The sequence below is a fragment of the Pseudomonas sp. UBA6699 genome, assembly GCF_002454615.1.
In the GTDB taxonomy this organism is placed as follows: domain Bacteria; phylum Pseudomonadota; class Gammaproteobacteria; order Pseudomonadales; family Pseudomonadaceae; genus Aquipseudomonas; species Aquipseudomonas juntendi.
This window is the reverse complement of sequence record NZ_DKJF01000104.1, coordinates 24445-32450: the sequence shown is the minus strand read 5'-3', so window position 1 is coordinate 32450 and position 8006 is coordinate 24445. Positions and strand designations below refer to the sequence as shown.

The 8006-nt window shown below is 63.8% G+C and carries 9 protein-coding genes; all 9 read right to left on the bottom strand.

The genetic code is table 11. The annotated features are described in order from the left end of the window. Positions 1-87 precede the first annotated feature (87 nt). Positions 88-1368, bottom strand: a complete 1281-nt coding sequence (locus B3361_RS20660) for a CynX/NimT family MFS transporter (protein ID WP_054881430.1) — start codon at positions 1366-1368, stop codon at positions 88-90. A gap of 13 nt (positions 1369-1381) precedes the next feature. Continuing rightward, positions 1382-2020, bottom strand: coding sequence for a FadR/GntR family transcriptional regulator (locus B3361_RS20655; protein WP_286920338.1), 639 nt, complete (start codon positions 2018-2020; stop codon positions 1382-1384). A gap of 152 nt (positions 2021-2172) precedes the next feature. Then, on the bottom strand, positions 2173-3219 hold the full coding sequence (gene hisC / locus B3361_RS20650; RefSeq protein WP_009683023.1) for a histidinol-phosphate transaminase: 1047 nt from the start codon (positions 3217-3219) through the stop codon (positions 2173-2175). 2 nt (positions 3220-3221) lie between these two features. Then, the gene (hisD, locus tag B3361_RS20645) at positions 3222-4547 is read right to left on the bottom strand and encodes a histidinol dehydrogenase (RefSeq protein WP_029887545.1); all 1326 of its coding nucleotides are present in this window, start codon (positions 4545-4547) and stop codon (positions 3222-3224) included. 134 nt (positions 4548-4681) lie between these two features. Then, positions 4682-5317, bottom strand: coding sequence for an ATP phosphoribosyltransferase (gene hisG, locus B3361_RS20640; protein WP_009683026.1), 636 nt, complete (start codon positions 5315-5317; stop codon positions 4682-4684). Between the two features lie 91 nt (positions 5318-5408). After that, positions 5409-6674, bottom strand: coding sequence for a UDP-N-acetylglucosamine 1-carboxyvinyltransferase (murA, locus tag B3361_RS20635; protein WP_009683027.1), 1266 nt, complete (start codon positions 6672-6674; stop codon positions 5409-5411). A 23-nt stretch (positions 6675-6697) separates the two neighbouring features. Beyond that, positions 6698-6937, bottom strand: a complete 240-nt coding sequence (locus tag B3361_RS20630) for a BolA family protein (protein WP_003255121.1) — start codon at positions 6935-6937, stop codon at positions 6698-6700. A gap of 117 nt (positions 6938-7054) precedes the next feature. Further along, on the bottom strand, positions 7055-7357 hold the full coding sequence (locus B3361_RS20625; protein WP_009683028.1) for an STAS domain-containing protein: 303 nt from the start codon (positions 7355-7357) through the stop codon (positions 7055-7057). Then, on the bottom strand, positions 7354-8001 hold the full coding sequence (locus B3361_RS20620) for an MlaC/ttg2D family ABC transporter substrate-binding protein (protein WP_009683029.1): 648 nt from the start codon (positions 7999-8001) through the stop codon (positions 7354-7356). The genes B3361_RS20625 and B3361_RS20620 overlap by 4 nt, the downstream gene beginning before the upstream one ends. Positions 8002-8006 lie beyond the last annotated feature (5 nt).

Genomic DNA, 8006 nt, shown 5'->3' with positions numbered 1-8006 from the left:
ACCTTGTGGCAAACACCTGTCAGCCCCAAGGCGATCCCTGTGGGAGCTGGCTTGCCGGCGACAGGGCCGGTGCTGCCCAGCACAGATTCAGACTTTTTCGCTGGTCACCTGCACATGCAAAGCCCGCCCGGCCCCCAACCCGAAGACGATGGCGCCGACGCCAAGCACAGCGAAGATCCAGCCCACGGCCGCCCAGCCGCCCGTCAGGTCATGCACCAACCCCACCGCGAACGGCCCCATCGACGCCAGGGTATAACCCACGCCTTGGGCCATGCTCGACAGGTTGGCCGCCACGTGGGCGTCCTTCGAGCGCAACACGATCAAGGTCAGCGCCAGGGCAAATGTACCACCCTGCCCCAGGCCCAGCACCACGGCCCAGCCCCACAGCCCGGAAAGCGGGGCATACAGGCAACCGAACAGGCCCGCCAGAGTGGTCAGCATGACCACCACGATTGCCAGCCGCTGGTCCTTGCCGCGAGTGGCCAGCCACGGCGCGCTCAGCGAACTCAGCAACTGCACGATGACCGACCCGGAAAGGACCAGGCCGGCCTGGGTCGGGCTCAGGCCACGACCGATCAGGATCGACGGCAGCCAGCCAAACACGATGTAGGCCAGCGACGACTGCAGGCCCATGTACAGGGTCACCTGCCAGGCCAACGGGTCACGCCAGAGGCCACGCACGCGGTATGCCACCTTGTGCAGGCCGTGCCCCTGGCGGGCTTGTGGCAGCCAGACCAGCATGGCCAGCAGCGCCGGGAGCACCCAGAAGCCCAGGCCCAACGCCCAGCTGCCACCGAAATGGCTGGCCAAGGGCACGGTGGCACCCGCCGCCATGGCCGCGCCCAGGCACAAGGCCATGGTGTACACCCCGGTCAGCGTGCCTGCGTGCTGGGGGAAGTCGCGCTTGACGATACCGGGCAACAACACCCCGATGATGCCGATGCTGGCGCCAGCCATCAGGCTGCCTAGAAACACCCCCGCCACGCCCAAACTGCTGCGCACGACAATGCCCAACGCCAGGGTGAGCAGAATGCCGACGATCACCCGCTCACTGCCAAAGCGCCTTGCCAGCATCGGTGCCAGCGGCGCAAACAGCCCCAGGCACAACACCGGCAAGGTGGTCAGCAAACCGGCTTGCGAAGCGTTCAGCCCCAGGCTTTCGGACACCTGGCCCAACACGGGCGCCATGCTCGACAGCGCCGGGCGCAGGTTCAGCGCCACCAGCACCAGGCCGAGCAACAGCAGCCACGGCCGACGTAATTGCACCGGCTGCTGTTGGATTTGCTCGTCGTCGGCCTCGGCGTCGATCAGCAGTTCATCGAGGTCACGCGCGTGCGGTGGGGTGTTGCGGGGTAGGGACTCAGCCATGGTGTTCTCGGGGTCAGGATTCGATGAGGGTACGGCTCAGGCGCTTGGCCCGGTCCGCATCACGCTGTTCGATGGCGTCGAGGATCTGCCCATGCAGATCGAACGTGGCCTGGCAGCGCGGCACGGTCGCCATGCTGTGCTGCAGCGCCGCCGCGACCACGCCGGAGAAATAGCGGTAAAGCTCGCTGAGGGCGGGGTTGTGGGCGGCATCGACCAGCCGCTGGTGAAACACCAGGTCGCACCTTATGTAGTGATCGACATCACCATGAAAATGCCCGGCGCTGCCGGCCAGCGCTTCGCGCAGCCCTTGCAGGTCTGCATCGGTGCGCCGCAGCGCGGCCAGGCCAATCGCCTCCGCCTCGAGAATGTGGCGGGTTTCACGGGCCTGCTCGGCGGTACAGCGGGCCATGGCCTGCATCGCCAGCAACGGGTCCTGCGAAGTACGCAGGTAGCTGCCGTCGCCTTGGCGTACTTCGACCAGGCCGCTGAAGGCCAGCACGCGCATGGCTTCGCGCACGGTGTTACGGCTGATGCCCAGTTGCAGGGCCAGTTCCGGCTCGGTCGGCAGGCGCTGGCCTATCTGCCAGTCACCCTGTGCGATGCGCTCACGCAGTTGCTCAACGGCCTGCTCGACGAGGGAGCGCTTGATCAATCACGACATCGATACATCCAGTCATCGGACGAATTAGGGCTAACCATAAGCGCTGAATCAACAGGCTGCAACGCTTCACAGAATTGTTTTTGAGTAGGCACCAAGCGCCGCGCGGGCGGCGCTCGGTGTGACAGGCACTAAAAAGGGCCCAGTCAGTTCAAGGCATCCAGCAGCGCCTGGTTCATCTCCGGGGTGCCAATGGTGATCCGCAGGAACTGGGCGATACGTGCCTGCTTGAAGTGGCGCACGATGACGCCCTGCTCGCGCAAGCGCGCTGCCAACTCGGCGGCATCCTGTTGCGGGTGGCGCGCGAAAATGAAGTTGGCCGCCGACGGCAGCACTTCGAAGCCCTTGGCCTGTAGCTGGCCAACCAACGCCTCGCGGCTGTCGATCACCTTGCGGCAGGTTTGCTCGAAGTACTCTCGGTCCTCGAAAGCCGCGGCAGCGCCAACAATGGCCGCACGGTCCAGCGGGTAGGAGTTGAAGCTGTTCTTGATGCGCTCCAATGCCTCGATCAGGTCCGGGTGCCCCACGGCCAAGCCGACACGCAGCCCCGCCAACGAGCGCGATTTGGACAAGGTCTGGGTCACCAGCAGGTTGTCGTAGCGGTCGACCAGGCTGATGGCGGTTTCGCCGCCGAAGTCGATGTACGCTTCATCCACCACCACCACCGAGTCACGGTTGGCCTGCAGCAGTTGCTCTACCGCCTGCAGTGGCATCAGGCAACCCGTAGGCGCGTTAGGGTTGGGGAAGATGATCCCGGCATTGGGCTTGTTGTAGTCCTCGATACGGATCTGGAACTGCTCGTCCAGGGCTACCTGCTCGAACGCGATGCCGTAGAGACCACAGTACACCGGGTAGAAGCTGTAGCTGATATCGGGGAACAACAACGGTGCATCGTGCTGGAACAGGCCGTGGAAGATGTGCGCCAGCACCTCGTCCGAACCATTGCCGACAAACACTTGCGCCGGGGTAACGCCGTAATACTCGGCCACCGCCTGCTTCAGGCGGTCACCGTTAGGATCGGGGTACAGGCGCAGGTTGTCGTTCAGCTCCGCGCGCATGGCCTCCAGCGCCTTGGGCGACGGGCCGTAGGGGTTCTCGTTGGTGTTCAGCTTGACCAGCCGCGCCAGTTTGGGCTGCTCGCCCGGCACGTAAGGCACCAGGTCCTTGACGAAGGGGCTCCAGAATCGGCTCATGTTCAGTTCCCCTTCTGTTGGGTCAGGATGCGGTATTCAGCGCTTCGGGCGTGCGCGGTCAGCGATTCGCCACGGGCCAGCACGGAGGCAGTCTGGCCCAGTTCGGACGCGCCTTGCTCGGAGCAGAAGATGATCGACGACCGCTTCTGGAAGTCGTACACACCCAACGGCGACGAGAAGCGTGCAGTGCCGGAGGTTGGCAACACGTGGTTGGGGCCGGCGCAGTAATCACCCAGTGCTTCGCTGGTGTGGCGGCCCATGAAGATCGCCCCGGCGTGGCGAATGTGCGGCAGCCAGGCCTGCGGGTCGGCCACCGACAGCTCCAGGTGCTCGGGGGCAATGCGGTTGGCCACGTCCATGGCCTGCTGCATGTCTTTTACCTGGATCAATGCACCACGGCCGTTGACCGACTTCTGGATGATTTGCGCACGCTCCATGGTCGGCAGCAGCTTGTCGATACTGGCAGCGACACGGTCGAGGAAGGCGGCATCCGGGCTGACCAGAATGGCCTGTGCGTCTTCGTCGTGTTCAGCCTGGGAGAACAGGTCCATGGCGATCCAGTCCGGGTCGGTCTGACCGTCGCACACCACCAGGATTTCCGAAGGCCCGGCGATCATGTCGATGCCCACCTGGCCAAATACATGGCGCTTGGCAGTGGCGACGTAGATGTTGCCCGGGCCGACGATCTTGTCGACCTGTGGCACGCTTTCGGTGCCATAGGCCAGTGCCGCGACCGCCTGGGCGCCACCGACAGTGAACACGCGGTCGACACCAGCGATGCAGGCAGCGGCCAGCACCAGCTCGTTGACCTCACCGCGCGGGGTCGGCACCACCATCACCACTTCGGCCACGCCGGCCACCTTGGCCGGGATGGCATTCATCAGCACCGACGAGGGGTACGAGGCCTTGCCGCCGGGCACATACAGGCCGGCCCGATCCAGCGGGGTAACCTTCTGCCCCAGTACGGTGCCGTCGGCTTCGGTGTACTGCCAGGAATCCTGCTTCTGCCGCTCATGGTAGATGCGCACACGTTCGGCGGCCTTTTCCAGGGCCTGGCGCTGTACGGGGGTGATACGGGTCAGCGCCAGCTCCAGGCGCTCGCGATCGAGGATCAGGTCATCGATCGATGTGGCCTGAACGCCATCGAAACGCTGGGTGAACTCCACCAGCGCTGCGTCGCCACGCTCGCGCACGGCCTTGATGATGTCCAGCACGCGCTGGTTGACCGCGTCATCGGACACACTTTCCCAGCTCAGCAGATGATCCAGATGTCGGGCGAAATCCGGATCAGCAGCGTTGAGACGGGCAATTGCAGTGGACACGGTCATGGCGAGGGCCTCGATGATTAGCGAATGCTCAGGCGCCCTAGGCTACCAGTCCATCCGCGCGGGCACCCGAGAAAAGTGGCTATGACGCGGATAGATGGGCGCGGCAGCAACGGCCGCGCGCAATCGGTAGGGAATTAACCGCGGTGTCGCGATTCGACCGCCGCGCGCAGCGTGTCGATAAGGCTCTGGATGCGGGCGTGCTGCATCTTCATGGAGGCCTTGTTGACCACCAGGCGCGAGCTGATCGTGGCGATCATTTCCTGGGGCTCCAGGCCATTGGCCCGCAGGGTGTTGCCGGTATCCACCACGTCGATGATCTTGTCGGCGAGGTTGATCAGCGGTGCCAGCTCCATCGAGCCGTACAGCTTGATGATGTCGACCTGGCGGCCCTGTTCGGCGTAGTAACGCTTGGCGACGTTGACGAACTTGGTGGCCACGCGCAGGCGGCCCTTGGGCTCAGGGGCGCCGACCACGCCTGCGGTCATCAGCTTGCAGCGGGCAATCTGCAGGTCCAGTGGCTCGTACAGGCCCTGGCCGCCGTACTCCATCAGCACGTCCTTGCCGGCCACACCCAGGTCGGCAGCACCATGCTCGACATAGGTCGGCACGTCGGTAGCACGCACGATCAGCAGGCGTACGTCGTCCTGCGTGGTAGGGATGATCAGTTTGCGGCTCTTGTCCGGGTTCTCGGTCGGCACGATGCCGGCCTCGGCCAGCAACGGCAAGGTATCGTCGAGAATACGGCCTTTGGAAAGCGCGATGGTCAACATTGGAACGTCGGTCCTTAAGCGGCTACTGCTGGCCAGGTCAGGGACCTGGCCGCTTTCAATTCGAACGGTGCGTCCTTGCACCAGAGGGCGATCAGCCCGGTACGCGGCGGATTTTCGCGCCGAGCATCTGCAGTTTTTCTTCGATGCACTCGTAGCCACGGTCAATGTGGTAGATGCGGTCGATCAGCGTGTCACCTTCGGCCACCAGCGCCGAGAGCACCAGGCTGGCCGACGCGCGCAGGTCGGTGGCCATGACCGGGGCGCCTTTGAGGGCCGGTACACCGGTAACGATCGCGGTGTTGCCTTCGACCTGGATCTGCGCCCCCATGCGGTGCATTTCGTACACGTGCATGAAACGGTTTTCGAAGATGGTTTCGATGACGGCACCGGTGCCTTCGGCAATGGCGTTCAGCGAGATGAACTGCGCCTGCATGTCGGTGGGGAACGCCGGGTACGGCGCAGTACGCAGGTTCACGGCTTTTGGCCGCTTGCCCTGCATGTCGAGCTCGATCCAGTCTTCACCGGTGGTGATCTCGGCGCCGGCTTCCTTGAGCTTTTCCAGCACGGCCTCAAGGATGGTCGGGTCGGTATCCTTGACCTTGACGCGGCCACCGGTCACGGCAGCGGCAACCAGGTAGGTACCGGTCTCGATACGGTCCGGCATCACACGGTAGCTGGCCGACGCCAGGCGCTCGACGCCATCGATGGTGATGGTGTCGGTACCGGCACCTTGCACCTTGCCGCCCATGGCGTTGATGAAGTTGGCCAGGTCGACCACCTCCGGCTCACGCGCAGCGTTCTGCAGCACGCTGCGGCCTTTGGCCAGCGCTGCGGCCATCATGATGTTTTCGGTACCGGTCACGCTGACGGTGTCGAAGAAGAAATGCGCACCGCGCAGGCCGCCCTCAGGCGCCTTGGCCTTGATGTAGCCGGCTTCGACCTCGATCTTCGCACCCATGGCCTCCAGACCACGGATGTGCAGGTCGACCGGGCGCGAACCGATCGCGCAACCGCCAGGCAGTGCCACCTCGGCCTCGCCGAAGCGGGCGACCATCGGGCCCAGCACCAGGATCGAGGCGCGCATGGTCTTGACCAGCTCGTACGGCGCGACCAGGGTCTTGATGGTGCGGGGGTCGATTTCCACCGCCAGCTTTTCGTCGATCACAGGCTCGATGCCCATGCGGCCGAACAGCTCGATCATGGTGGTGATGTCGTGCAGGTGCGGCAGGTTGCCTACGGTGACCGGGCCATCGGCCAGCAGGGTCGCCGCCAGAATCGGCAGGGCCGCGTTCTTCGCACCCGAAATACGGATCTCGCCATCAAGACGAGCGCCGCCAGTAATAATCAGTTTGTCCATTGGAATCTCGCCGCCAAGTTGGCTCAGGTGCGCTCAGCCCAGGCTGCGCTGCTGAAAAATTTCATGGTTACCGCATGGATGCTGCCATTGGCGATCCATGGATTCAGATGAGCATAGATAGCCTGCTGACGTTTGACCGGGCTCAGGCCAGCCAACTCGTCGCTGATCACGTTCAACTGGAAGTTGCAGCCTTCGCCTTCAACTTCGACCCGGGAACCCGGCAATTTCTCTTCAAGGAAGCTTTTAACTTCTACGGCCTGCATGCTCAACCTCAATCGGCGCCCGATGCGCACGGGTCGGCCATCATACAAAAAAGCCCCTCGCCTGCGAAGCCCAACGAGGGCTTCGCTGACCGAGGGGCCGTCATCCGTGCCGGGCCATCAGGTCGCCAGCACTTGATCGAGGTCGTAGACCTCGGCAATTTCCCGCATGTCGTCGGGCATGCCCCGCACCCGACAGGCCTTGCCTGCGGCCTGGGCATCGCGCATGAACGACAGCAGCAACGACAGGCCGACACTGGTGGAGCGCAGCACGCCCGAGCAATCGAGCACCAGTTGCGCATCCCGGCTGGCAGTGATCAGCGCCTTGCCTTGCTTGCGCAACTGCGGCCCGCTGCGATAGTCCAGCACGCCGGACAGGCTCAGCACGCCCGGCTCAGCCATGCTTACCGCGGCCTCACTCATTTCACCGCCTTTTCTGGCGAGTTGTCGGCGGCCTGCTTGGCCTTGGCCACTTCGCCGGCCCAGCCGTCGATGGTCTTGTCCAGGTTGTTGCCGTTGCGCTGCATGGCGTCGGCGAACTGGTCACGGAACAGCTTGCCGATGTTGATGCCGTTGACGATGACGTTACGCACCTTCCACTCGCCACCCAGGTTTTCCAGGGTGTACTGCACCGGGTACACGGCGCCATTGTTGCCGGTAACCTTCATGCCCACCGAAGCGCGCTTGCCATCATCGGCCTTGGCCGGGTCGACGACGATCCCCTGGTTGTTGTACTCCAGCAACGCATTGCCGTAGAACTGGAACAGGCTGCGCTTGAAGTTTTCCTGGAAGCGCTGCATCTGCTCGGGCGTGGCCTTGCGCGAGTACTTGACGGTCATGATGCTGCGGGAAATACCGTCGGCATCGACCACCGGCGCGAGAATCCGGTCAAGGGTGTCGTAGAACGCTTGTGGGTTGGCCTTGTACTGCTCTTTGTTGGCCTTGAGTTCACCCAGCAACTCGGTGGTGGTGCCCTGAACCACGTCATGCGGCGACTGCGCGGCCAAGGTCATCAGGGGGAAAGCCGCCAGCAACACCAGCAGGCCACGTCGCAAGATCGAAATCATGGAAA

Coding starts and splice junctions, on each gene's coding strand:
- B3361_RS20660 (WP_054881430.1), bottom strand. CDS start 1,368: ATGGCTGAGTCCCTACCCCGCAACACCCCACCGCACGCGCGTGACCTC.
- hisC (WP_009683023.1), bottom strand. CDS start 3,219: ATGAGCCGATTCTGGAGCCCCTTCGTCAAGGACCTGGTGCCTTACGTG.
- hisD (WP_029887545.1), bottom strand. CDS start 4,547: ATGACCGTGTCCACTGCAATTGCCCGTCTCAACGCTGCTGATCCGGAT.
- hisG (WP_009683026.1), bottom strand. CDS start 5,317: ATGTTGACCATCGCGCTTTCCAAAGGCCGTATTCTCGACGATACCTTG.
- murA (WP_009683027.1), bottom strand. CDS start 6,674: ATGGACAAACTGATTATTACTGGCGGCGCTCGTCTTGATGGCGAGATC.
- B3361_RS20630 (WP_003255121.1), bottom strand. CDS start 6,937: ATGCAGGCCGTAGAAGTTAAAAGCTTCCTTGAAGAGAAATTGCCGGGT.
- B3361_RS20625 (WP_009683028.1), bottom strand. CDS start 7,357: ATGAGTGAGGCCGCGGTAAGCATGGCTGAGCCGGGCGTGCTGAGCCTG.
- B3361_RS20620 (WP_009683029.1), bottom strand. CDS start 8,001: ATGATTTCGATCTTGCGACGTGGCCTGCTGGTGTTGCTGGCGGCTTTC.